The organism is Actinophytocola sp., assembly GCF_009379765.1.
Lineage (GTDB): Bacteria > Actinomycetota > Actinomycetes > Mycobacteriales > Pseudonocardiaceae > Actinophytocola.
Window position 1 is genome coordinate 1 of sequence record NZ_WHTD01000144.1, and the last position, 21,472, is coordinate 21,472.

General features: G+C 72.2%; 21 protein-coding genes. 12 read left to right on the forward strand and 9 right to left on the reverse strand.

Translation table 11 applies throughout. The annotated features are described in order from the left end of the window. Window positions 1-607 (forward strand): sugar isomerase domain-containing protein (locus tag GEV28_RS32495; protein ID WP_291416471.1); only part of this gene is annotated, 607 nt, incomplete at its 5' end. Here the strand turns inward: GEV28_RS32495 and GEV28_RS32500 are convergent. Beyond that, window positions 604-1,086: a cupin domain-containing protein gene (locus GEV28_RS32500; RefSeq protein ID WP_291416473.1), complete on the reverse strand. Its 483-nt coding sequence runs from the start codon at window positions 1,084-1,086 to the stop codon at window positions 604-606. The genes GEV28_RS32495 and GEV28_RS32500 overlap by 4 nt on opposite strands. Window positions 1,087-1,128: 42 nt before the next feature. On the opposite strand from GEV28_RS32500, the gene GEV28_RS32505 reads away from it, so the two are divergent. Next, entirely contained in the window at window positions 1,129-2,226 is a 1,098-nt protein-coding gene (locus GEV28_RS32505) for a dihydrofolate reductase family protein (protein ID WP_291416475.1), read from the forward strand. 3 nt (window positions 2,227-2,229) lie between these two features. On the opposite strand, the gene GEV28_RS32510 is transcribed toward GEV28_RS32505, so the two are convergent. The 5 genes from GEV28_RS32510 to kstD form a co-directional block, all read right to left on the reverse strand. Further along, window positions 2,230-3,090: a MaoC/PaaZ C-terminal domain-containing protein gene (locus GEV28_RS32510; RefSeq protein ID WP_291416477.1), complete on the reverse strand. Its 861-nt coding sequence runs from the start codon at window positions 3,088-3,090 to the stop codon at window positions 2,230-2,232. An 8-nt stretch (window positions 3,091-3,098) separates the two neighbouring features. Next, window positions 3,099-4,133, reverse strand: a complete 1,035-nt coding sequence (locus GEV28_RS32515; protein ID WP_291416479.1) for a ferredoxin--NADP reductase — start codon at window positions 4,131-4,133, stop codon at window positions 3,099-3,101. Continuing rightward, window positions 4,126-4,440, reverse strand: a complete 315-nt coding sequence (locus GEV28_RS32520; protein ID WP_291416481.1) for a hypothetical protein — start codon at window positions 4,438-4,440, stop codon at window positions 4,126-4,128. The genes GEV28_RS32515 and GEV28_RS32520 overlap by 8 nt, the downstream gene beginning before the upstream one ends. A gap of 8 nt (window positions 4,441-4,448) precedes the next feature. Further along, entirely contained in the window at window positions 4,449-5,561 is a 1,113-nt protein-coding gene (locus GEV28_RS32525; RefSeq protein ID WP_291416483.1) for a Rieske 2Fe-2S domain-containing protein, read from the reverse strand. A 157-nt stretch (window positions 5,562-5,718) separates the two neighbouring features. Next, window positions 5,719-7,371, reverse strand: a complete 1,653-nt coding sequence (kstD, locus tag GEV28_RS32530; RefSeq protein ID WP_291416485.1) for a 3-oxosteroid 1-dehydrogenase — start codon at window positions 7,369-7,371, stop codon at window positions 5,719-5,721. Between the two features lie 34 nt (window positions 7,372-7,405). On the opposite strand from kstD, the gene GEV28_RS32535 reads away from it, so the two are divergent. After that, window positions 7,406-8,992 (forward strand): FAD-binding protein, encoded by a 1,587-nt coding sequence (locus tag GEV28_RS32535; protein ID WP_291416487.1) that lies wholly within the window; start codon window positions 7,406-7,408, stop codon window positions 8,990-8,992. Window positions 8,993-9,087: 95 nt separating this feature from the next. Here GEV28_RS32535 and GEV28_RS32540 read toward each other — a convergent pair whose 3' ends face one another. Next, window positions 9,088-9,303, reverse strand: coding sequence for a hypothetical protein (locus tag GEV28_RS32540; RefSeq protein WP_291416489.1), 216 nt, complete (start codon window positions 9,301-9,303; stop codon window positions 9,088-9,090). A 98-nt stretch (window positions 9,304-9,401) separates the two neighbouring features. Here GEV28_RS32540 and GEV28_RS32545 point away from each other — a divergent pair, with 98 nt between their 5' ends. Both GEV28_RS32545 and GEV28_RS32550 read left to right on the forward strand, forming a co-directional pair. Next, a complete protein-coding gene (locus tag GEV28_RS32545) occupies window positions 9,402-10,250 on the forward strand; it encodes a helix-turn-helix transcriptional regulator (protein ID WP_291416491.1) in 849 nt (282 codons plus the stop codon). An 11-nt stretch (window positions 10,251-10,261) separates the two neighbouring features. Continuing rightward, window positions 10,262-10,465: a DUF397 domain-containing protein gene (locus GEV28_RS32550; protein ID WP_291416493.1), complete on the forward strand. Its 204-nt coding sequence runs from the start codon at window positions 10,262-10,264 to the stop codon at window positions 10,463-10,465. A 3-nt stretch (window positions 10,466-10,468) separates the two neighbouring features. Here the strand turns inward: GEV28_RS32550 and GEV28_RS32555 are convergent, their stop codons facing one another. Further along, on the reverse strand, window positions 10,469-10,876 hold the full coding sequence (locus tag GEV28_RS32555; protein WP_291416496.1) for a hypothetical protein: 408 nt from the start codon (window positions 10,874-10,876) through the stop codon (window positions 10,469-10,471). Window positions 10,877-11,040: 164 nt separating this feature from the next. Between GEV28_RS32555 and hsaA the strand changes: the two genes are divergently transcribed. From hsaA to GEV28_RS32585, 6 genes are all read left to right on the forward strand, one after another. Then, on the forward strand, window positions 11,041-12,204 hold the full coding sequence (hsaA, locus tag GEV28_RS32560; RefSeq protein WP_291416498.1) for a 3-hydroxy-9,10-secoandrosta-1,3,5(10)-triene-9,17-dione monooxygenase oxygenase subunit: 1,164 nt from the start codon (window positions 11,041-11,043) through the stop codon (window positions 12,202-12,204). Continuing rightward, window positions 12,195-13,022, forward strand: a complete 828-nt coding sequence (gene hsaD, locus GEV28_RS32565) for a 4,5:9,10-diseco-3-hydroxy-5,9,17-trioxoandrosta-1(10),2-diene-4-oate hydrolase (RefSeq protein ID WP_291416500.1) — start codon at window positions 12,195-12,197, stop codon at window positions 13,020-13,022. Before hsaA ends, hsaD begins: the two co-directional genes overlap by 10 nt. After that, window positions 13,022-13,921 (forward strand): iron-dependent extradiol dioxygenase HsaC, encoded by a 900-nt coding sequence (gene hsaC / locus GEV28_RS32570; RefSeq protein WP_291416501.1) that lies wholly within the window; start codon window positions 13,022-13,024, stop codon window positions 13,919-13,921. The genes hsaD and hsaC overlap by 1 nt, the downstream gene beginning before the upstream one ends. Next, window positions 13,918-14,475 (forward strand): 3-hydroxy-9,10-secoandrosta-1,3,5(10)-triene-9,17-dione monooxygenase reductase subunit, encoded by a 558-nt coding sequence (gene hsaB, locus GEV28_RS32575; protein WP_291416504.1) that lies wholly within the window; start codon window positions 13,918-13,920, stop codon window positions 14,473-14,475. Before hsaC ends, hsaB begins: the two co-directional genes overlap by 4 nt. 112 nt (window positions 14,476-14,587) lie before the next feature. Then, entirely contained in the window at window positions 14,588-18,886 is a 4,299-nt protein-coding gene (locus GEV28_RS32580; RefSeq protein ID WP_291416507.1) for a S8 family serine peptidase, read from the forward strand. A gap of 76 nt (window positions 18,887-18,962) precedes the next feature. Next, window positions 18,963-19,826 (forward strand): alpha/beta hydrolase, encoded by an 864-nt coding sequence (locus GEV28_RS32585; RefSeq protein WP_291416509.1) that lies wholly within the window; start codon window positions 18,963-18,965, stop codon window positions 19,824-19,826. Between the two features lie 14 nt (window positions 19,827-19,840). Here the strand turns inward: GEV28_RS32585 and GEV28_RS32590 are convergent, their stop codons facing one another. Then, window positions 19,841-20,983: an RNA polymerase sigma factor gene (locus tag GEV28_RS32590; RefSeq protein WP_291416511.1), complete on the reverse strand. Its 1,143-nt coding sequence runs from the start codon at window positions 20,981-20,983 to the stop codon at window positions 19,841-19,843. A gap of 6 nt (window positions 20,984-20,989) precedes the next feature. Here GEV28_RS32590 and GEV28_RS32595 point away from each other — a divergent pair, with 6 nt between their 5' ends. Further along, a complete protein-coding gene (locus GEV28_RS32595) occupies window positions 20,990-21,337 on the forward strand; it encodes an MmcQ/YjbR family DNA-binding protein (protein ID WP_291416514.1) in 348 nt (115 codons plus the stop codon). The last annotated feature ends 135 nt before the right edge of the window (window positions 21,338-21,472 follow it).

Genomic DNA, 21,472 nt, shown 5'->3' on the forward strand with positions numbered 1-21,472 from the left:
CCACTCGCAGGGCACGGCGCTGGAGGTCGCGGGCCGGGCGGGCGGGCTGGTCCCGACGAACCGGATCGCGCTGTCGGACCTGGTGCAGTTCGGCGGCGAGGACCCGTCGGTGCTGGCCGACCCGATGTTGGAGCGCCGCGGGGACGTGGCGGCCCGGCTCTACGCGCTGGCCGCGCCGCGGCGGCGGGACCTGTTCGTGATCGCGTCGAGCTCCGGGGTCAACTCGGCGGTGGTCGAGATGGCCCACGTCGTCAAGGCGGGCGGGCACAAGCTGGTCGCGATCACCTCGGTGGCGCACTCGACGGCCGTCCCGGCCAAGCACGAGTCCGGCAAGCGCCTCGCCGACCTCGCCGACGTCACCCTGGACAACGGCGCCCCGTTCGGCGACACGCTGCTGGAGCTGCCGGACGGCACGTCGGCCGGCGCGGTGTCGTCCCTGTCCGCCGCGCTGCTGGTCCAGATGGTGGTCGCCGAGACGGTCCGGCTGCTGCTGGACAGCGGCACGGTGCCCCCGGTGTACGTGTCGAACAACGTCCCCGGTGGCCTCGAACGCAACATCGAGCTGGAGGCCCGCTACGCGGGTCGCATCCGCCGCACCGCGAGCTAGTCGCCGGGCACCGTGTACTGGTCGTGCTTCGCGAGGAACTCGGTGTACTCCTCGGCGCTCAGCTTGCGGCCGGAGTCGAGCAGCTCGGCCAGCTCGCGGAAGTAGTTCTCGCGCGGTGGGGCCGGGGCGAACAGGATCAGCATCTGGGCGGGCGCGTCGCTGTCGTTGCGGAACGCGTGGATGCCGCCTTCCGGGACGTACAGGAAGTCGCCGGCCGAGGTGTCGACCCACTTCTCGCCGTTGAACAGGCGGACCGTGCCCTCGACGATGTAGAAGGACTCGGAGAACGTCTTGTGGAAGTGCGCGTCCGGGCCGCCCGCCCGCGCCGCCATGCTGTACTGGAACAGTCCGAACTGGCCGTTGGTCACCGATCCGGTCGCCACGAACGCGTTGGTGACGTTGGGCCGGGTGAGGGTCTCCACCTCCCCGATCGGCCGGTAGGTCGCGTTGATCTCCCCCGAGTCGCCGACGTACGACACGCCGTCCTCCCCTCCATCGCGGTCTGCCACGATGGTACTGCCATGACCGACCGCCCCCATGTGCTGCTGAGCTGCGCCATCTCGCTCGACGGCTACCTCGACGACGCCTCCGACCGCCGCCTCGTGCTGTCCAACGCGGACGACTGGGACCGGGTCGACGAGGTCCGCGCGGGCGCCGACGCGATCATGGTCGGCGCCACCACGATCCGCCGGGACAACCCCCGGCTCGAGGTCCGGTCCGCCGACCGCCGCGCGGCGCGGGTCGAAGCCGGCAGGCCGGACACCCCGCTCAAGGTCACCGTCACGGCCACCGGCGACCTCGACCCGGCCGCCGCCTTCTTCGCCACCGGCGAGCAGCTCGTCTACGCCCCAGCCGGAGTCACCGCGCCGGGCACCGTGGTCCCCACCGGCGATCGGGTCGACCTGGCCGTCGACCTGGCGATGGTGCTCGCCGACCTGGCCGCACGCGGCGTGGCACGGCTCATGGTCGAGGGCGGCACGAGCATGCACACCGCGTTCCTCACCGCCGGCCTCGCCGACGAGCTGCACCTGGTGGTCGCCCCCTTCTTCGTCGGCGACAGCAAGGCGCCCCGGTTCGTCCACGACGGACGGTTCCCGTGGGACGGCACGCACCGGGCCACCCTGGTCGAGGTCCGGCGGATCGGCAACGTGGTGCTGCAGCGCTACTTGCTCAGTCGGTCCGAAGTGGACCGTCATTGGCTGCGCGCGGCCGTCGAGCTGTCCGAGCTGTGCCCGCCGACCGACAGCGCCTTCGACGTCGGCGCGATCGTCGTCGACGAGCACGGCGACGAGCTCGCCCGCGGCTACTCCCGCGAGCTCGACGACACCGGCCACGCCGAGGAGAACGCGCTGGCCAAGCTCGACCCGGCCGACCCGCGGCTGGCCGGCGCCACCATCTACAGCTCGCTGGAACCGTGTGGCCGGCGCAGGTCCCGCCCCCGCACGTGCACCGAGCTGATCCTCGCCGCCGGCATCACCCGGGTCGTGTTCGCCCTGCGTGAGCCACCCACGTTCGTCGACGGCGAGGGCGCCGAGCTGCTGGCGGCGGCCGACGTCGAGGTGACCGAGGTGCCCGAGCTGGCCGACGCCGTCCGGGACGTCAACCGGAGGCTGCTCTGACAGTCAGGCCAGGGTGAGCAGCGTGTCGGCCAGCACCGGCGCGTCGTCGCGGTCGGCGGCCGTCGCGGTGACCGTGCAGCCCTCCGCCGTGGCCCACACCCGGATCCGCAGTGTCTCACCGGGAAACACGACGCCGGCGAACTTCGTGGCGAAGCTCGCCACCCGACCGACCTCGCCGTCCAGCACACTGTCCACAACGGACTTACAGACGATCCCGTACGAGCACAGCCCGTGCAGGATCGGCCGGTCGAACCCGGCCCGCGCGGCGAACTCCGGGTCGGCGTGCAGCGGGTTGCGGTCACCGCACAGCCGGTAGAGCAACGCCTGCTGCGCCAGGATCGGCGCCTCGACCACCCGGTCCGGGTCGCGGTCGGGCACCTCCACCGCGGTGGACGGTCCGCGCTGCCCGCCGAACCCGCCCTCGCCGCGGGCGAAGATGCTCGACCTGGTCGTCCACAGTGGAGCGCCGGCCGGGTCGGTGACCGTGGTCTCCTGCACGATCACCGCGGCCTTCTCCTTGTCCCACACGTCCGCGATCCGCGACCGCGCCACCGCGGAACCAGACGCCGGGATGGGCGCGCTGACGGCGATCGACTGGGTGCCGTGCAGCACCTTGGACAGGTCGATGTCGATGCCCGGGAAGCGCACCGCGGGCGGCTCGAACGTGCGGAACCCCGGTGCCACCACACCGAACGTCGGCAGCACGTGCAGCCGGTCCTCCAGCACGTAGCGCAGCTCGCGCGGGTCGGTCGGCGGCGCGCCCGCGCCCAGCCCGAGGTGGTAGAGCAGGACGTCGGTGCTGCTCCAGCTGAACTCCGTCGCGCCGAGGTCGGCGCCGATGGCGACGGTCGGGTCGATGGGCATCGCGGACCTCACTCGTAGCTGATCTCGACGGCGTCGGTGACCGGGACGGACTGGCAGGCCAGGATGATGCCTTCCTCGATGTCCTCGTCCTCCAGCACGTCATTGTTCAGCATCTTCACCTCGCCGGCCACCAGCCGGCAGGCGCACGCGCTGCAGGCGCCCTCGCGACACGAGTACGGCGCGTCGACGTCGTTGTCCAGCAACAGGTCCAGCAGCTTCGTCGTCGCCGGCCAGTCGAACCGGTGGGTGGCGCCGTCCAGGGTCACCTCCACCGTGGACGATCCACGCGACTCGGTGACCGGGCTCGGGGTCACGCGCTCGAACGGGTTGGCACCGAGCGACTGGAACCGCTCGAGGCGCACCCGGCTCCTCGGCACGTCGAGCGCGGTCAACGCCTCCCGCACGGCCGCCATGAACGGCTTCGGCCCGCACACGAACGCCTCGTACCCGGCGTAGGGAGCGGCCAGCGCGGCGAGCGGCCGCGCGGTTGGCAGCCCCTGCACGGACTCCAGCCAATGCACGACCACGAGCCGGGACGGGTGCCGCGACGCGAGCGCGCCCAGCTCGCCGGCGAAGATCACCGACCGGTCGTCGCGGTTGGCGTAGACGAGCACGACCCGGCCGGATCCCTTGGCCAGCGCGGACTTCACGATCGACATGACCGGGGTGATCCCGCTGCCGGCGGCGAACAGCACGAGGTCGGCGTCGAGCGACTTCGGCGTGAACACCCCGGCGGGCGGCAACGCCTCGAGCTCGTCGCCGGCGGCGATCTCGTCGCAGAGCCAGTTCGAGCCGTACCCGTCGGCGGTGCGCTTGACGGTGACCTGCAGCCGGTCGTCCACATGCGGCGAGCTGGACAGCGAGTAGCAGCGGGCCACCGACCCGCACCGGTCGCTCGGGATCCGGACGGTCAGGAACTGGCCCGGCCGGTAGGCGAAGTCCGCGCGGTGTGCACCGTCCACCTCGAACACCAACGATCGCGCGTCCGCGGTCTCCTCGACGATCTCGGCCACGCGCAGCCGGTAGGACCGCTGCTCAGGCATCCGGAACCGCCAGCCGACCGCCGGCCACGGCCGCCTCGATGCTCGCCCGCAGCATGGGACACGTGTCGATCCGCGCGCCCACCTCGCCCGCCGCCACCCGCGCGGAGAACTCCGGGCAGGTCGCGGCCGGGTCGGCCGACCACTGCACGCTTGTCTGCACCCGGCTCGCCTTCCGCACCCGCACCTCGCTGCCGCAGGTGTCGCAGCGCACCGGGCTGAGACCGGACTCGAGGAACTCACGCTGGTCGGCCAGCGTGCCGGCCGGGTCGCGGTGGTCGGGTGCCTTCGCCCAGGGCGTCGACGGCATTGCCTCCCTCACGTGACCTCGGCCTCCCGGCGGGCCAGGTTCTCGGCGACCTCCCGCTCCCACACCTCGTTGGCGCGCGTGGTGTCCACCTCGAACTCGAAGCGGTTGGTCATCTCCTCGGTGACGTCCTCGGCGTCCACATAGAACTGCTCGTACCAGCGGCGCAGCTGGTAGACCGGGCCGTCCTCCTCGCACAGCAGCGGGTTGTCGATCCGGGTCTTGTTCCGCCAGATCTCCACGTCCTGCAGGAAACCGACGCCGAAGCTCTTGGCGAGCTTGCCGGCGACCTTGTCCGCCTTCTCCTTGGGCAGCCCGGGCAGCTTCCGCACGCTGACGCCCCACTGCAGCACGAACGAGTCCGCGGTGACCGGGTAGTGGCAGTTGACCAGCACGGTCTCGATGGTGGTGCCGTGGATGTCCTGCCACAGGTCGTTGATCATGTAGGACGGGCCGTAGTAGGACGCCTCGGACTTGAGCGTCACGCCTTCCGCCGAGTAGCTCGAGCCGACCTGGATGTCCGGGCGGGCCCGGGAGTTGAGGTACTGGGTGGCGACGTGGCCCTCGAAGACGTTCTTGAAGTAGGTCGGGAACGCGAAGTGGATGTAGAAGAAATGGGCCATGTCGACCATGTTGTCGATGATCTCGCGGCAGTTGGAGCCCTCGATCCGCACGGTGTCCCAGGTCCAGTCGCTCCACTCAGGACCCGACGCGCCGCGTGCCTCGGGGATCACGATGTCCGCCGGCGGCGGCTTGCCCTGCGGGTCGTGCCAGACGAACAGCTGCTTGTTGCGCACGAGGGTGAGCCACGAGCGGGTGCGGGCGCGCAGCGGAATGCGCTTGGCGTAGGGGATCCCGACGCACCTGCCGGTGCCCGACCAGCGCCAGTCGTGGAACGGGCAGGCGATCGCGTCGCCCTTGACCGTGCCCTGGGACAGGTCGCCGCCCATGTGCCGGCAGTACGCGTCGAGCACGTTGAGCGTGCCGTCCTCGGTGGCGAACACGACGAGCTTGGTGCCGAACGCCTCGACGGCGTGCGGCGTGCCGTCCCGGAAGGTGTCCGCGAGGCCGAGGCAGTGCCAGCCGCGGGCGAAGCGGGTCCGCGGGGCCCCGACGTCGATCATGCGCACTGTGCCGCCTCCCCGGAGTTCACCCCGTTGGCCACCTTGGGTTGGTGTCGTGCGGTTGAGCACGTACTTGTGGTTGGGTTGCATCCCGGTCCCCTTAGGTGCGGTTGGGAGACGCGCGGCCCACGCGGACGCGCGGTTGGCACAGGGAGTGTCATGCGTTTGTCTCCACAATGCCCTTGGCGGCCAGGTATCCGAAGGTCATCGCCGGCCCGATCGTCGCGCCGGGGCCGGCGTAGGTTCGGCCCATCACCGGGGCGCTCGCGTTGCCGGCCGCGTAGAGACCGGGGATCACCGTGCCGTCCTCGCGGAGCACCCGGGCCTTCGGGTCGGTGCGCAGGCCGCCCTTGGTGCCGAGGTCGCCGGGCACGATCCGGATCGCGTAGAAGGGCGCCTTGGCCAGCGGTGCGAGGCACGGGTTGGGCTTGTTGCGCGGGTCGCCGTAGTAGCGGTCGTACGCGCTCTCGCCGCGGTGGAAGTCTTCGTCCACACCGGACTCGGCGAACCCGTTGAACCGAATGACGGTCGCCCGGACGGCCGCGGGCGGTACACCGATCTCCTCGGCCAGCTTCTCGAGCGTGGGTGCCCGGTGCACCGCGCCGAACTTGTACCACCGCCCCGGGAACGGTTGCCTGGGGCCGAGACCCGCGAAGATGTAGCGGTTGCGGTAGCGCTGGTCGACGATCAGCCAGGCGGGAATGTGGCTCACCTCGTCGGTGTGCTGGTCGTACATGGCGTGCACGGCGTCGACGTAGGGCGCGGCCTCGTTGACGAACCGCTCGCCTGCCTGGTTGACGAGGACGCAGCCGGGCAGGGTGCGCTCGGCGAGGCAGAAGTACGGGCCGCGGGGCAGCATGATCGACGGACCCCACCAGGCGTCGTCCATCACCGCGACCGCCGCGCCCAGGCGCATACCGGCGTCGATGCCGTCACCCGTGTTGGTCTCCGCGCCGACCGTCCACTCGGTACAGACCGGCGCGCGCTGGTACTCCTTGCGCATCCGCTCGTTGCGCTCGAACCCGCCGGAGGTGAGGATGACGCCGCGCCGCGCGAGGACCGTCGTGGGCTGCCCGTCCCTGATCAGCTCGACGCCGGTGACCCGGCCGTCCTCGGTGCGCAGGCCCGTCATGGGGGTGTCCAGCCAGACCTTCGCCCCCGCCCGGGAGACGCCGGCCATGAGCCCGGCGGCGAGCGCCTGGCCCATGGTGAGCAGCCGGCGGCGCCGCGCGAGCGAGACGAGGCGGCGGCCGGCGACCCGGCCGGCCCTGGCGAGGCCGCGCGGGTGGCGGGCCATGAGGTTCATCCAGCGGTAGTCGGCCTGGGTGACCGCCATGCCGGTGGGCGCGCGGAGGTAGGGCTCGGCGAGCGTGGCGAGGTCCCCGTCGAACACGCGGGCGTCCATGGGCCGAGGCTCGATCGACCGCCCGCTCGGAAGGCCGCCGGGAGCTTCTGGGTAGTAGTCGGAGTAGCCCGGCACCCAGCGCATGCGCAGCGGGGTGTGCTCGAGCACGAACCGGACCATCTCGGGCCCGGCGGCCAGGAATGCCTGGCGCAGCTCGGGTTCGACGACGTCGCCGACGATGTGCGCGAGGTACTCGGCGGCCTGCTCCGGGGTGTCCTCGACGCCTGCCTCGCGGAGCACGTCGTTGTTGGGGATCCAGACGCCGCCACCGGAGCGGGCGGTGGAGCCGCCGAAGCGGTCGGCCTTCTCCACGAGCACGGTGTCGAGGCCGTGGCGCGCGGCGGTGAGGGCGGCGGTCATCCCGGCCGCGCCGGCGCCGACGACTACCACGTCCGCTGTCTCCATGAGCCTCATACTAGAACAGGTTATAGTTTTTCACATGCCCCCTGACTGGGATGACCACGCGGACGTCGTCGTCGTGGGATTCGGCGGCGCCGGTGCGTGTGCCGCGACCGAGGCCGCCCGGGCAGGGGCGGACGTGCTGGTGCTGGACCGCTTCACCGGCGGCGGCGCGACCGCGCTGTCCGGTGGCGTGGTCTACGCGGGCGGCGGGACATCGGTGCAGCGCGCCGCCGAGGTGACCGACTCCGTGGACGCGATGTACGACTACCTGGCGCAGGAGGTCGGCGAGGTCGTGAGTCCGGCGACGCTGCGCCGGTTCTGCGAGTCGTCACCGGCGATGATCGACTGGCTGGCCGGGCTGGGCGTGCCGTTCGACCCGAGCGTGTGCCCGTTCAAGACGTCCTACCCGCCGAACGACTACTACCTCTACTACTCGGGGAGCGAGAACGCCTGGCCGTACCGGTCGTCGGCGGCGCCGGCACCGCGCGGGCACCGGGCCCATGGCCGCGGCACCTCGGGGCGGGTGCTCTTCGACGCGTTGTCGTCGGCCGCCCAGGGCGCGGGCGCGCGGGTGCGGTCGTGGACGTCGGCCACCCGGCTGGTGGTCGAGTCCGGCCGGGTCGTCGGGGTGGAGTGCCGCACGCTCGCCGGCGCGCCCGCGCGGGTCCGCCGGCGGCTGGCCCGGCTGCACCGGTACGCGACGAAGCCGGGCCTGTACGTGCCCGCGCCGGCCCGCCGCCTGCACCGCCGGATCGCCGCGCTGGAGCGCCGGTGGGCCCGGCCGCTGCTCGTCGAGGCCCGCCGTGGTGTGGTGCTGGCCGCCGGCGGGTTCGTGACGAACCGCGAGATGATGCGCGAGCACGCCCCGGCCTACCGCGGTGGTCTCCCCCTCGGCACCCAGGGCGACGACGGCGGCGGGATCCGGCTGGGCGTCGAGGCCGGCGGGGCCGCCGACCGGCTCGACGTCGTGTCGGCCTGGCGTTTCATCACCCCGCCGAGCGCGCTGACGCGCGGCATCCTGGTCGGCCCCGACGGCACCCGCTTCGTGGACGAGTCGAGCTACGGCGCCGCGATCGGCGACCGCCTGGTGGCCGGCGGCGGCCTCGCCTGGCTGCTGGTCGACGGCCCGATCGTGGCCGACGCCCGCCGCCAGGTTCGCCGCGAGACCCTGTGGTTCCAACGACTCCAGGCCCACTACCTGCTGAGCTGGTCGCGCACCCGCGCCGCCTCCGTGGCCGAAGTGGCTCGCAGAGCCGGCATCGACCCGTCCGCCCTGGCGAAGACCGTGGACGCGTACGGCGCCACCCCCGACGAGTTCGGCAAGCACCCCGACCTGGTGAGCCCGTTGCGGAACCCGCCGTACACGCTGATCGACTGCTCGTACGGCCCCCGCCTCGGCTACCCGTGCCCGGTGCTGACCCTGGGCGGGCTGACCGTCGACGAGTCGTCCGGCCAGGTGCTCACGCCGGGCGGCGACCCGGTCGACGGGCTGTACGCGGCGGGCCGCACGGCGGTGGGGATCTGCTCGAACTCCTACGTCAGCGGCCTGTCGCTCGCGGACTGCGTGTTCTCCGGCCGCCGCGCCGGCAGGCACGCGGCCGCGGTGCAGGCGCGACCGAGCTGAGGCCGTCCGGCCACCGGCGCCGCTCGAGATAGTCGGTCAGCAACGCGATGAACTCGGCCTGCTCGGCTACGGCCTTCGCGATGACCTCGCGGAGCTCACTCACCGGCGGCACCGGCGCGCATCTCGTCCAGCGCGGCCGAGGTCGTGGCGATCAGCTCGGCCAGCCCGTCCTCGGTGGCGTGCAGCTGGAAGTCGCCGAACCGGCCGCCGAAGCTGAGCTCGACCTCGCCGCCACAGATGTCGTACTCGATGTCGGCGCCTCCGTCGACCTTGACCCAGGCGCACAACTGCATCCCGCTGCCGTGAACCATCCCGCCTCCTCGTAGTGTTTGCGTACTCACTCCTTGTGGTCCCATCCGGCAGCGTAAACTACTCTCAAACATATTGCGCACACCCGAAGGAGTGAATCGTGGGGCACGGGCAACGCCGCACCGCCGACCGCATCCAGATCGGCGCGACGCTCAAACGCATGCGCACCGAGGCGGAGGTCGCCCGGGACGCCGCCGCCGAGCGGATCGGCTGCACCACCGCGACCATCGGCAACATCGAGCAGGGCCGCACCAAGCTCAGCCACGGCGACCTGGCCGCACTGCTCGATCTCTACGGCGTGCCGGCGGACCAGGCCGAGGACCTGGTCGAGGTCAACCGCGCCGCGCACCGCGCGGTCAAGCGCGTCCGCGGCGGCGGCGACATCCAGCCCCACCAGCGCCGCGCCGGCGACCTGATCCGCGCCGCACAGGCGATCCGGTACTACTGCCCGGAGGCGTTCCACGGGGTGCTCCAGCACGAGGACTACGCCCGCGCGGTCATGGCGCCGACCGGGCACATCGACCACGTGCTCGAGACCCGCCTGCGCTACCGGCTGGACCTGGCCGACGCGCTCAGCCGCGAGCCGCAGCCGCTGGAGTTCTGGGCGGTGGTCGGCGAGGCCGCGTTGCGCAAGAACTTCGGCGGCCAAGCCGTGATGAGCCGTCAGCTGCGGCATGTCGCGGAGCTGTGCCGAGCCCGGCCGAACGTCACCGTCCAGGTGATGCCGCTCAACGCCCGCGAGCACGAGTTTGTCGGCGCCACGGTCACGATCTACGACTTCGGCGGCGCGATGCCCGAGATCGCGAGCGTGGACACCACCCTCGGCGACCAGTTCTTCGAACGGGACTCGGCGGTCGCCGAGGCGATCGCCAAGTTCGACGACGTCCGGCTCAAGGCCCTCGATCCACTGACGAGCATCGATATGATGGAGGACCTCAGCCGCCGGTGAATCGAGCGACGATGTCCTTACAGCCCAACCGATGGACCACGTACTCCTCGAACGGGAGCACCTGCGTGGAGGTCATGCTGACCGACACCGAGGTCCTGGTGCGCAACTCCACCCGACCCGAGGCAGGCACACTGTCGTTCAGCTTCGCCGAGTGGGACTCGCACACCAAGGGCCAGAAGCTCGGTGTCTTCGACCTCCCCGCAGGCACCGTCTGACCGTCAGCTCTCCTCCGGCTGGTCGGGGGGTGCGCTCAGCAACGCCGTGATCTGCGCCTGCCCCAGCGCGAGCGTCGTGAAACCTTCGCGCATCCCGGCGATTTCTCCGCGCAACTCGGCGAAGCCTTCGTGCATCTCTCCGCGCAACTCGGCGAAGCCTTCGCGCATCTCTCCGCGCAACTCTCCGCGCAACTCGGCGAAGCCTTCGCGCATCTCGCGGCCCTGCTCCACCTGGGTCTCACGCAGGGCGTGCAGCGACCTGGTGTGCGCTCGAAGCTCGACCCGCATCTCGGACACGTCGCGGTCAGCCGCCCCGGCCAGCACGCGAGCGGCGGCCGCGTCCTGCCGGACGTCTGCCATATCCCGCTCCAGCCGGGTGACGCGCTCATCGAGGTTGTCGGGCTCACTCATGGGGTTCCCCTCTCTACGGTTCAGCGTAGCCAACTTCCCCTTCAGCCTGCAGCACCTCCCGGGCAGTACCCAAACGGTTGTCCACAGGCTCGGGGGAGTTGTCCACAGGGCATCGAGACCCGCCAGGATCGACATAAACGAGAACGTGTTCTAGTCTTGCGGGCATGAGTGACCAGGTGATCGACGCCGTGCGGGAGCTCCTTCCGGTGCTGCGCGAGCGCACCCAGGACACCGAGGACGCCCGGCGCGTCTCCGACGAGTCGATCAAGGCGTTGCAGCAGACCGGGTTCTTCAAGCTGCTGCAGCCGACCAGGTACGGCGGCCTCGAGCGGCACCCCAACGACTTCTACCGCGCCGTCCGCGCCGTCTCCAGTGCCTGCGGCTCCACGGGCTGGGTGGCGAGCGTCCTGGGCTGCCACCCGTGGCAGCTCGCGCTGTTCGACGACCGCGCGCAGCAGGAGGTCTGGGGCGAGGACGACGACACCCGCGTCTCGTCGTCCTACGCGCCGATGGGGCGGGCCAAGCCCACCAAGGACGGCTTCGAGTTCACCGGTCGGTGGAGCTTCTCCTCCGGATGCGACCACGCCGGTTGGGTCTTCGTCGGCGGGCTGGTGGTCGACGACGAGGGCAACCCGACCGACTTCCGCACCTTCCTGCTGCCCCGCGCGGACTACCGCATCGACGACGTCTGGGACACGATCGGCCTGCGCGGCACCGGCAGCAACGACATCATCGTCGACAGCGTCGTCGTCCCCGAGTACCGCACGCTCAGCTTCATGGACACCGGCAAGTGCCAAGGCCCCGGTCAGGCCGTCAACACCGGTCCGCTCTACAAGCTCCCCTTCGCCTCGGTCTTCTCCTGCTCCATCGCCGTCCCGGTCGTCGGCATGGCCACCGGCGCCTACGACGCCTACGTCAACCACACCCGCGAGCGTGTCCGCGCGTCCACCGGCGGCCGCGCCGCCGAGGACCCGTTCAACCAGCTGCGCATCGCCGAGGCGGCCAGCAAGATCGACGCGGCCATGCTGCAGATCGAGCGCAACATCGACGAGGCGATGCGGCGTGCCACGGCCGGCGAGAAGATCCCGTTCCCGCTGCGCGTGCAGACCCGCAGGGACCAGGTCAACGCCACCAGCGCCGCGATCGCCGCCGTGGACCGGCTGTTCGAGAGCGCGGGCGGCGGCGCGCTCAAGGTCGGCACCCCGATCCAGCGCTTCTGGCGCGACGCGCACGCCGGCCGGGTGCACGCCATCAACGATCCGGAGAAGGCGCTGGCCATGTACGGCCGGGCACAGCTCGGGCTGAAGGTGACCGACGCGTGGGTCTGACCACAGAGGACACCCGGGCGGGTCTGCACTACCACGAGGCCGGCGACGGCGAGGCCGTGGTGATGCTGCACGGTGGTGGTCCCGGCGCCTCGGCCTGGAGCAACTTCGGCCCCAACCTCCCGGTGTTCGCCAAGCGGTACCGCACGGTGCTCGTCGACCAGCCGGGGTTCGGGCGGTCCGCCAAGCCCGAGATCACCAGCCAGTACTTCACCTTCAGCGCCGACGCCCTGAAGAAGCTGCTCGACGAGCTGGGCATCGCGCGCGCCCACATCGTCGGCAACTCGCTCGGCGGCGGCACCGCGGTCCGGTTCGCGCTACGCCACCCCGACCGGGCGGGCCGGCTGGTGCTCATGGCGCCGGGTGGGCTCAACCTCGGCGTCTTCTCCCCGGATCCCACCGAGGGCATCAAGCGGCTCTACCAGTTCGCCGCGCCACCGGGCCCCAGCAAGGAGAAGCTGGCGAACTTCCTGCGCACGTTGGTGTACGACCAGTCCCTCGTCACCGACGAGCTGGTCGCGGAGCGCTTCGAAGCGGCCGGCGACCCGGAGTCGTTGCGGGCCATGGCATCCATGGGCGCCTCGTTCGCCAAGGACCCGGAGGAGGGCATGCTCTGGCGCGAGGCCCACCGGCTGCGCCAGCGCGTCCTGCTGGTCTGGGGTCGCGAGGACCGGGTCAACCCCCTGGACGGCGCGCTCGTCGCGCTCAAGCTGATCCCGCGCGCGCAGCTGCACGTGTTCGGCCGGTGTGGACACTGGGCGCAGCTCGAGAAGTTCGCCGAGTTCAACCGGCTCACCATGGACTTCCTCGGAGGTGACTGATGGGCATCCGGTCCCTGGGCTACCTACGCGTCGAGGCCACCGACGTGCCGGCCTGGCGCGAGTACGGGCTCAAGGTGCTCGGCATGGTCGAGGGCAAGGGCACCAACCCCGACGCGCTGTACCTGCGGATGGACGACTTCCCGGCCCGCCTCGTGATCCTGCCCGGCGAGGCCGACCGGCTCGCCGCGTCCGGCTGGGAGGTCGCCGACGTCGCCGGGCTCGGCGAGGTCTGCGGGCGGCTCGAGGCCGCTGGCGTGCCGTACAAGGAAGGCACTCCCGAGGAGCGCGCCGACCGACGGGTCGACCAGCTGGTCACGTTCGAGGACCCGTCGGGCAACACACTGGAGGTGTTCCACGGCGCGGCGCTCGAGCACCGCCGCGTCGTCAGCCGGTACGGGCACCGGTTCGTCACCGGCGAGCAGGGCCTCGGCCACGTCGTGCTGTCCACCCGGGACGATGCGGAGGCACTGCGCTTCTACCGCGACGTCCTGGGCTTCCGGCTGCGCGACTCGATGCGCCTGCCACCGCAGCTGGTCGGGCGGCCGGCCGGCGGGGAACCCGCGTGGCTGCGGTTCTTCGGCTGCAACCCGCGCCACCACAGCCTCGCGTTCCTGCCGATGCCGACGCCGTCCGGGATCGTGCACCTGATGGTCGAGGTGACCCACACCGACGACGTCGGCCTGTGCCACGACCGGGCCCTGCGCCGCAAGGTGCCGATGTCGGCCACCCTCGGCCGGCACGTCAACGACCTGATGCTGTCGTTCTACATGAGGACGCCCGGCGGGTTCGACATCGAGTTCGGCTGCGAGGGTCGCACCGTCGACGATGGCACGTGGATCGCGCGCGAGAGCACCGCGGTCTCCTTGTGGGGCCACGACTTCAGCATCGGGTCCCGGTGATCGGCCAGGCGATCGAGCCCGCTCGGTTCCGCCAGGCGCTCGGGCACTTCTGCACGGGCGTCACCGTCGTCACCGCGCTGCGCGACGCCGAGCCGGTCGGGTTCGCCTGCCAGTCCTTCGCCGCGCTCTCCCTCGACCCGCCGCTGGTGCTGTTCTGCCCCGGGCGCGTGTCGCGCACCTGGCCGCTGATCGAGCGGCACGGCCACTTCTGCGTCAACGTGCTGAGCCACGCGCAACGCGCCGTCAGCACGGTGTTCGGCACCGCGGGCGCGGACAAGTTCGCCACCGTGGCGTGGTCGCCCGCGCCGTCCGGGGCGCCGGTGCTCGACGGCGTGGTCACGTGGCTCGACTGCGCGATCGAGACCGTGCACGACGGCGGCGACCACCACGTGGTGCTCGGCCGGGTCACCACGCTGGGTCCGCATCGCGCCGACCGGCCGCTGCTGTTCTACCGCGGCGCGTACACGGTGACCGAGCCCGCCGGGCCGCCTGCCCACTTCGCGGGCATCCTCGACAACCTCATCACGTGGTCCCGGCACGACGACTGGATCTGACCCCCGCGGCGGCGCATCCGCGCGGGACGAATCGCCCAGGCAGCCCATTGACGGTCGGAAAATTTCAATGATCCTCAAAAGAGCGAAAACTTTCGCCCTTGAGGAGGCTCACATGCCCCGCTCCCTGCCCCGCCGCGTCGCGGCCAGACCCGTGGTGGCCGTCCTGGCCGCCACGACCCTGCTCGTCAGCCTTGCCCCCGCCACCCCACCGAGTGGCCCGACCGGCCCCGCCGCGCCGGTCGCGGCCGAGCTTCGCGCCGAGGTGGCCGCCGCCGAGGACGGTCAAGCCGTACGCGCCCTGGTGATGCTGCCCAACGCCGGTGAGCTCGCCGGCGACCGGACCGAGGTGCTCGACGCCCTGCGCGGGCACGCCACCGACAGCCAGGCCGAGGTGGAGCTCGCCCTGGAGCGACGCGCCGAGACCTCCGGCGCGGTGACCGTGCTCAACCGCTTCTGGGTCACCAACATGCTGCTGGTCGAGTTCCCGGCCAGCACCCGGACCCTCGACGCGCTCGCCACCGTGCCCGGTGTGGACCGCGTCATCCCGAACTTCGAGCTCACCGCGCCCCGACCGACCGCGAGCACCACGACGGTCGCCCCGAACGCCGAGCTCACCTGGGGCCTCGCCAAGATCGAGGCCGGCCGGGTGTGGCAGGAGCTCGGCGTCGACGGCTCCGGCGTGCGGGTCGCCACCCTCGACACCGGCGTCGACATCACCCACCCCGACCTCGCCGGCAAGATGGTCACCGACGACCCCGACGACCCGAACCACCCCGGCGGCTGGATGGAGTTCGACTCCAGCGGCGGGCTGGTCGCCTCGGCGCCGCACGACTCGGCCTACCACGGCACCCACGTCTCCGGCACGATCCACGGCGGCGCCACGTCCGGCGTCGCGATCGGCGGGGCCTACGGCGCGCAGCTCATGCACGGCCTGGTGATCCCCGGCGGCAGCGGCTCGTTCGCCCAGGTGGCGGCCGGCATGCAGTGGGCCGTCGCGCCGGTCGACGCGGCCGGCAACCCCGCGGGCGAGCCGGCGGACGTGGTGAACATGTCCCTCGGCGCCAACGGGTTCTTCGAGGAGATGATCGCCCCGACCCGGGCGATGCGTGCCCTCGGCACCTTCCCCGCCTTCGCCATCGGCAACAACTGCGCCACCGGCGGCACCGGCAGCCCCGGCAACGTCTTCGAGGCCGTCGGCGTCGGCGCCACCGACAGCGCCGACAACGTCGCGAGCTTCTCCTGCGGCGGCACCGTCCGCAAGGACCAGTGGACCGACCCGCCCGCGGACTGGCCGGACACCTGGGTGAAGCCGGACATCTCCGCGCCCGGCGTGGACGTGTACTCGGCCTCGCCCGGCGGCGGCTACCGGACGCTGTCCGGTACCTCGATGGCCACCCCGCACACGGCCGCGACCGTCGCGCTGATGCTGTCCGCGGCGAGCGACCTGACCGTGGACGAGGCCCTCGACGTGCTCGGTGACACGGCGTTCTGGGACGACCGGTACGGCCAGGCCCCGCCGGACACCCGGTTCGGCGCCGGCCGGATCAACGCCTTCGAGGCCACCCGGTTCGTCGCGCTCGACTCCGGCATCAGCGGGACGGTCACCGACGCCGCCACCGGCGATCCGGTCGACGCGACGCTGACCATCGAGCCCGGCGGCCGCACCGCGGTCACCGGCGCCGACGGCACGTACACCAGCCGCCTCACGCCCGGGACCTACTCGGTCACGGTCGAGGCGTTCGGCTACGAGCAGGCCACGGTGTCCGGCGTGGTGGTCGCGGAGGACAACTTCGCCGTGGCCGACGTCGCGCTGACCGCACTGCCGAGTGGGCAGGTCACCGGTGCGGCCACGCTCGACGAGTCCGGCCAGGGCATCCCCGGGGTCACCGTGCGGGTGCTCGGCGTGCCGGTCGACCTGTCCGCGGTCACCGGCGTCGACGGCACGTACACGATTCCCGCCGTGCCGGCCGGCGACTACCGGGTGGCGGCCACGCACGCGACCTTCCAGGCACCGGCCGCGGTCGACGTCACGGTGACCGCGGGCGCGGCCGCCCGGGCGGACTTCGCGTTCGGGGTGCCGCCGCGGTCGGTCGCGATCGTGGACAGCTCGGCCACCCGGGCCGCGCAGTACCGCGACGTGGTGTTCGCCCCGCGCGGGATCGCCTCCGCGATCTACGACTGGGACCAGCTCGAGGAGGCCGCGCGGCACGCCACCGTGGTGCTCGGCTACGGCACGTTGTCCTCGGACTACGACCAGGCGCGGTTCCAGGCGTTCCTGGACGCCACCGACGCCAACGGCACGGGCGTGATCTTCACCGACCACGCCTTCGGCTCGGGGAGCGGGATCAAGCAGCTGTCCGCGCACACCGGGCAGCCGGTCTCGGTCGGGTCGAGCAGCAGCGGCAGCACGTCGGCCGAGTCGTACTACGAGGTCACCGCCGAGCACCCGCTGCTCGAGGGTTACCACGTCGGCGACCACATCGTGATCGACAACAGCACGCAGGCCAAGTGGGTGGCGTGGTTCAACGAGTACGAGGGAGAGGGTCGGCAGACCCTCGCCGGCCTCGGGCGCACCGCGGACGGCGTGCTCGGCGGCGGCATCGGCGTCGACGAGCGGGCCACCAACCGGCACGTCCTGCTGTCCACGAACGGCGTGTCGGCGACCCGAGGACCCGCGGACTGGACGCCGGAGGCGACGGACCTGTTCCTCAACGCGATCGAGTGGGCGTCGCCGCCGCCGGTGCCGAACCAGCCGTACTTCGCCGTGCACGACCTCCAGGTCTCGCCGGGGCTGGTCAAGGCGGACGAGCCGGTCGAGGTGTCGGTGCGGGTGAAGAACGTCGGCGGCTCGGCGGGCACCTATGACGCGGTGCTGCGGGTCGGCGGCGCGGTCGAGGAGACCACACCGGTGACCCTCGCGGCCGGCGCGTCGACAACCGTGCGCTGGACGCTGACGCCCGACACGCTGGGCACCTTCCCCGTCCAGGTCGGCAACCTGACCGGCTCGTTCCGCGTGCGGCCGCCGGTCGTCGACCTTGTGGCGTCCACAGTGGACGCACCGGGGGCGGCGGCGGTCGGCCCGCTGGCCGGCGCGACGGTCGAGCTGATCGACGAGGGGCAGGTCCGCCCGCTCGGCACCACCGGGGACGACGGGCGCCTGTCGTTCGAGATCCCGGACCCGGTCGGCAGGTACACCCTCGTGGTGCGCAAGCCGACGCCGGCGGACGGCGGTCCCGGATACCTGCTGCACCAGGAGATCACCGTGATCGACGACGACGCGGTGAGCTTCGCGCCGCGCGTGCTGGCGGGCACGTCCGGTGCGGCGGCGGCGAGCGGCATCGGCGACGACTTCGCGGTACGGGCGACGCTCGACCTCGACAGCGCCGACGACCGGCACACCGGCTCGGTGTTCCTGCGCCCGGCCGGCACCGCGCCGTACGGCTACCGCTACGAGCCGGGCGAGCTGATCGCGAGCCTGGACCGGTACGAGGCGGTGACCGTGCACGAGGTGAGCCACCTGGAGCAGGACTGGTTCCTGCCGAGCCAGGTGGCCGGCGGGCTGGACTGGATCGACCCGTACGACACCACGTTCGCCTTCGGCGGCCCGGCGGCGGTCCGGCTCGGCGACGTGACCGTGGGCGAGGACGGCGTGACGACGGTCGACTGGTCGGTCACCGACGCGCACGGCCGTCCGTTCGAGACGATCATGGCCTCGGACGTGCGACCGTTCCTCACCCTGCCGGAGCGGACGAAGCTGGAGGACGTCGAGGGGCTCGTGCGCGCCGCGGCGCCCAACGAGCTCGAGCCGATCCTGCGGCTGTTCGACCCGGCGGGCGAGCCGGTACGGGCCGGCTCGATCGAGTGGGACGCCCAGCCGTTCACGTTCACGCTCGACCCGAGCACGCCGCACGGCGAGTACCGGCTGGCGCTCGACCTGGACACCGGCGGCTACTCGGGCGACATCACCGCGGCCACGGCGCTGCGGGTCGGCCCCGAACCGGTCGCCGACGTGCGGGTGTCGGACACCCGGGCCGGGGCGGCGGAGCAGAACGCCGCGCTCCGGTACGACGTGCTGGCGGCCAACCGCGGCACCGCCGACTCCGGGCCCCTGGCCTGGACGGTGCGGATCGCGAGCGGCTCGGCGGTGGCGCCGAAGGACGTCGTCCTGCGGGTGCTGGTCGACGGCGCCTGGCAGCGGGTGCGGCTCACCCGCGACGGCACCGGGCTGACCGGCACGGTCACCGGTGACGTCGCGCTCGCCGCGGGCGCCGAGCGGACGTGGCGGATGTCCTTGCTGTTCAAGCAGAGCGGCACCTACACCGTCACGGACACCTTCGCCGGCGCGGCGGTGTCGGTGACCAGTGCCGACGACATCACGGTGGCCGCGCCGGTTGCGGCGGGCGTGCGGTAGCCGCCGCCGGGATCCCGCGATGTGGCGGCATCGCGGGATCCCGGCCCCACGTGCGGCACCTTCTAGGGTGGGGCACGTGGACTTCGCCGAGATCGTCATCGAGACCGACCGGCTCGACTTCCCCGCCCTGGCCGCGGGCGACGGACCGGTTGTCGTGTGCTGGCACGGTTTTCCCGACCACCCGGCCACGTTCGGCCCGCTCGCCGAACGGTTGGTGGCGGCCGGCCGCCGGGTCGTGGCACCGTGGCTGCGTGGCCACCACCCCGCCACCGCGGACGCGATGACCTACGCCGACAGCATCACGCTGGCCGCCGACGCCGCGGCGGTGTCGGCGGCGCTCGCGCCCGACGGGGTCGACATGATCGGCCACGACATCGGCGCCGGCATGGTGCACCGGGTGGCCGCGGCGTGGCCGGACCGGCTGCGCCGGGGCATGACGATGGCGGTGCCGCCGCCCGCGTCGCTCGGCGGCGTCTTCGCCGATCCCGCTCAGCTGCAACGGTTCTTCTACCTGTTCCTGTTCCAGGTGCCGCAGGTGGCGGAGGCCGTGCTGAACGCGAACCGTGCCCTCGTCGACCACCTGTGGGCGACCTGGTCCCCGGACCTCGACCCCGGCGACCACCGCGCCCGCGTCCACGCCCTGTACGGCGACCCGAGCCTCACGGCCAACGCCCTGCGCATCTACCGCGGCAACTTCGACACGTCCCTGCACGACCCGGCGCTGGCCCCGCTCGCCGCGCGGACCGAGGCCCCCGCGCCGGTCCCGCTGCTGGTGCTGGGCGGCGCGGACGACGGCTGCGTCGACGCGAAGTTCTACGAAGGCGCGGAAGCCGGCCTCGCCCCGGGCTCCCGGGTGGAGATCGTCACCGACACCGGCCACTTCATGCACCTGGACCGCCCGGACGAGATCGCCCGGCTCGCGCTGGAGTGGTTCGACTAGTTGGAGTGGTTCGACTAGTAGGTGAACACGTCGGCGAACCGGAGCAGCTCCGCGACGCCGATCTCCGGCGGGAACGGCGACCGCTCCAGGTTGAACACGGTCACGTGGAGGAACGTGCCGTCCGGGCGCAGTGAGGTCAGGCTGTGGATCATCCGGCCCGACCCCGGGTCGGTGTACATGTTCACGTCGGCCGAGGTGCCGTCGGGCAGCATCGAGAACGTGCAGTCCAGCTCGAACTCCGGACACGGCGAGTACCGCGGGTCGGCGTCGGGGTCGCGGAACTGCACCTCGATGACCACGACCGTCGTGTCGGGCGGGGTGCCGTAGCTCGCCTGGGCCAGGTAGCTGCCCGGCTCGAGGGTGACTCCGGTGTAGAACTCCAGCGCCGGCCGCGGCAGGTTCACGATCTGCGGGCCGACCGGGCCGGGCCGCAGGTCGGCGACGCCGGGCAGCACCGTGGGCAGAGCGTCGAGGAGCTGCTCGGTGAGCCGCCGGGAGCGCTCGTCGATGACGGCCACCGTGTCCTCCGGCGGCTCGACGGTCGGCAGACCCGGTGGGAACAGCGGAACGGTCCACACAGTCGGCGGCGGGGACCACTCGTCCGAGTCGACCCGCGGAGCACTCGTCGGCTCGCCGACGCCGAGCATGGCGGCGAACACCCCGGCCGCGACGAGCACCACGACCGCGACGCCGACGGCTCGCATCCGCTGTCGTTGCCCGGTTTCCGGCTCGGCGGGGTCGACGGGCGAGGGGCGGGCGCCGGCGGCGAGCGCCGCCAGTTCCGCGGCGAGCCGCTCACCGTCGGTCTCCATCTGCTCGAGGGCCACCGTGGTCTCGGCGACGACCGCCTGCTCGAGACACCCGAGGGCGGCGGCGGCCTCCTCGACCGACAGTCCGGCCCAGTACCGCAGCACGACCGCGGCCCGCTGCCGCGGCAGCAGCTCGCCGAGCGCGCGGCGCAGCAGCTCCGCCGCCAGCTCGGCGCCGGTCCGCGGCGAAGGATCGGGCTCGTAGCCCTGGCCCGGATCTGCGAGCCACGCGGCGACGAGCGTGTCGCGGTCGAGGTACGCGCGCGTCAGCCAGTCGGCGTGGTTCTGGTCGCCGGTGAGCAGATATGCCGTCCGGGCCAGGGCCGGCGCCTCGTCCGCTGGCACCATGGGTCCATGATGACCGAGGACGACGTGCGACGGGTAGCCCTCTCGCTGCCGCACACCACGGAGAAGCCCTCCTACGGCACCCCCGGCTTCCGCGTGCGGGACAAGATGTTCGCCCGCATCCGCGACGAGGTCGACGTGCTGCTCGTCTGGGTCACCGACGAGGGCGAGAAGCGCGCGCTGGTCGAGTCCGAGCCGGACAAGTTCTTCACCACCCCGCACTACGACGGCCACCCGACCGTGCTCGTCCGCTTGGGCGCCGTCGACGAGCAGGAGCTGACCGAGCTGCTGACCGAGTCGTGGCGGCTCCGCGCCCCGAAACGCGTGCTCGCCGACCTGGGCGACTCGGGACACTAGTGTCGTGAGTTCGAGGTTGTTTGACGTTTGCCGGGGATCCAGATCGTTCCTGGCGAGGCGGAGGGAATCCCTCATACCGGGTCGTATTCGGGTTTCCCGACAACGCGGCCAGGGGCGATCTGGGCCCCGGCAAAC

What these genes read in the sequence shown, in the direction of transcription:
- GEV28_RS32505 (WP_291416475.1), top strand. Translation starts at nt 1,129, where the DNA reads ATGACCGACCGCCCCCATGTGCTGCTGAGCTGCGCCATCTCGCTCGAC.
- GEV28_RS32510 (WP_291416477.1), bottom strand. Translation starts at nt 3,090, where the DNA reads ATGCCCATCGACCCGACCGTCGCCATCGGCGCCGACCTCGGCGCGACG.
- GEV28_RS32515 (WP_291416479.1), bottom strand. Translation starts at nt 4,133, where the DNA reads ATGCCTGAGCAGCGGTCCTACCGGCTGCGCGTGGCCGAGATCGTCGAG.
- GEV28_RS32520 (WP_291416481.1), bottom strand. Translation starts at nt 4,440, where the DNA reads ATGCCGTCGACGCCCTGGGCGAAGGCACCCGACCACCGCGACCCGGCC.
- GEV28_RS32525 (WP_291416483.1), bottom strand. Translation starts at nt 5,561, where the DNA reads ATGATCGACGTCGGGGCCCCGCGGACCCGCTTCGCCCGCGGCTGGCAC.
- kstD (WP_291416485.1), bottom strand. Translation starts at nt 7,371, where the DNA reads ATGGAGACAGCGGACGTGGTAGTCGTCGGCGCCGGCGCGGCCGGGATG.
- GEV28_RS32535 (WP_291416487.1), top strand. Translation starts at nt 7,406, where the DNA reads ATGCCCCCTGACTGGGATGACCACGCGGACGTCGTCGTCGTGGGATTC.
- GEV28_RS32540 (WP_291416489.1), bottom strand. Translation starts at nt 9,303, where the DNA reads ATGGTTCACGGCAGCGGGATGCAGTTGTGCGCCTGGGTCAAGGTCGAC.
- GEV28_RS32550 (WP_291416493.1), top strand. Translation starts at nt 10,262, where the DNA reads ATGTCCTTACAGCCCAACCGATGGACCACGTACTCCTCGAACGGGAGC.
- GEV28_RS32555 (WP_291416496.1), bottom strand. Translation starts at nt 10,876, where the DNA reads ATGAGTGAGCCCGACAACCTCGATGAGCGCGTCACCCGGCTGGAGCGG.
- hsaA (WP_291416498.1), top strand. Translation starts at nt 11,041, where the DNA reads ATGAGTGACCAGGTGATCGACGCCGTGCGGGAGCTCCTTCCGGTGCTG.
- hsaC (WP_291416501.1), top strand. Translation starts at nt 13,022, where the DNA reads ATGGGCATCCGGTCCCTGGGCTACCTACGCGTCGAGGCCACCGACGTG.
- GEV28_RS32580 (WP_291416507.1), top strand. Translation starts at nt 14,588, where the DNA reads ATGCCCCGCTCCCTGCCCCGCCGCGTCGCGGCCAGACCCGTGGTGGCC.
- GEV28_RS32590 (WP_291416511.1), bottom strand. Translation starts at nt 20,983, where the DNA reads ATGGTGCCAGCGGACGAGGCGCCGGCCCTGGCCCGGACGGCATATCTG.
- GEV28_RS32595 (WP_291416514.1), top strand. Translation starts at nt 20,990, where the DNA reads ATGATGACCGAGGACGACGTGCGACGGGTAGCCCTCTCGCTGCCGCAC.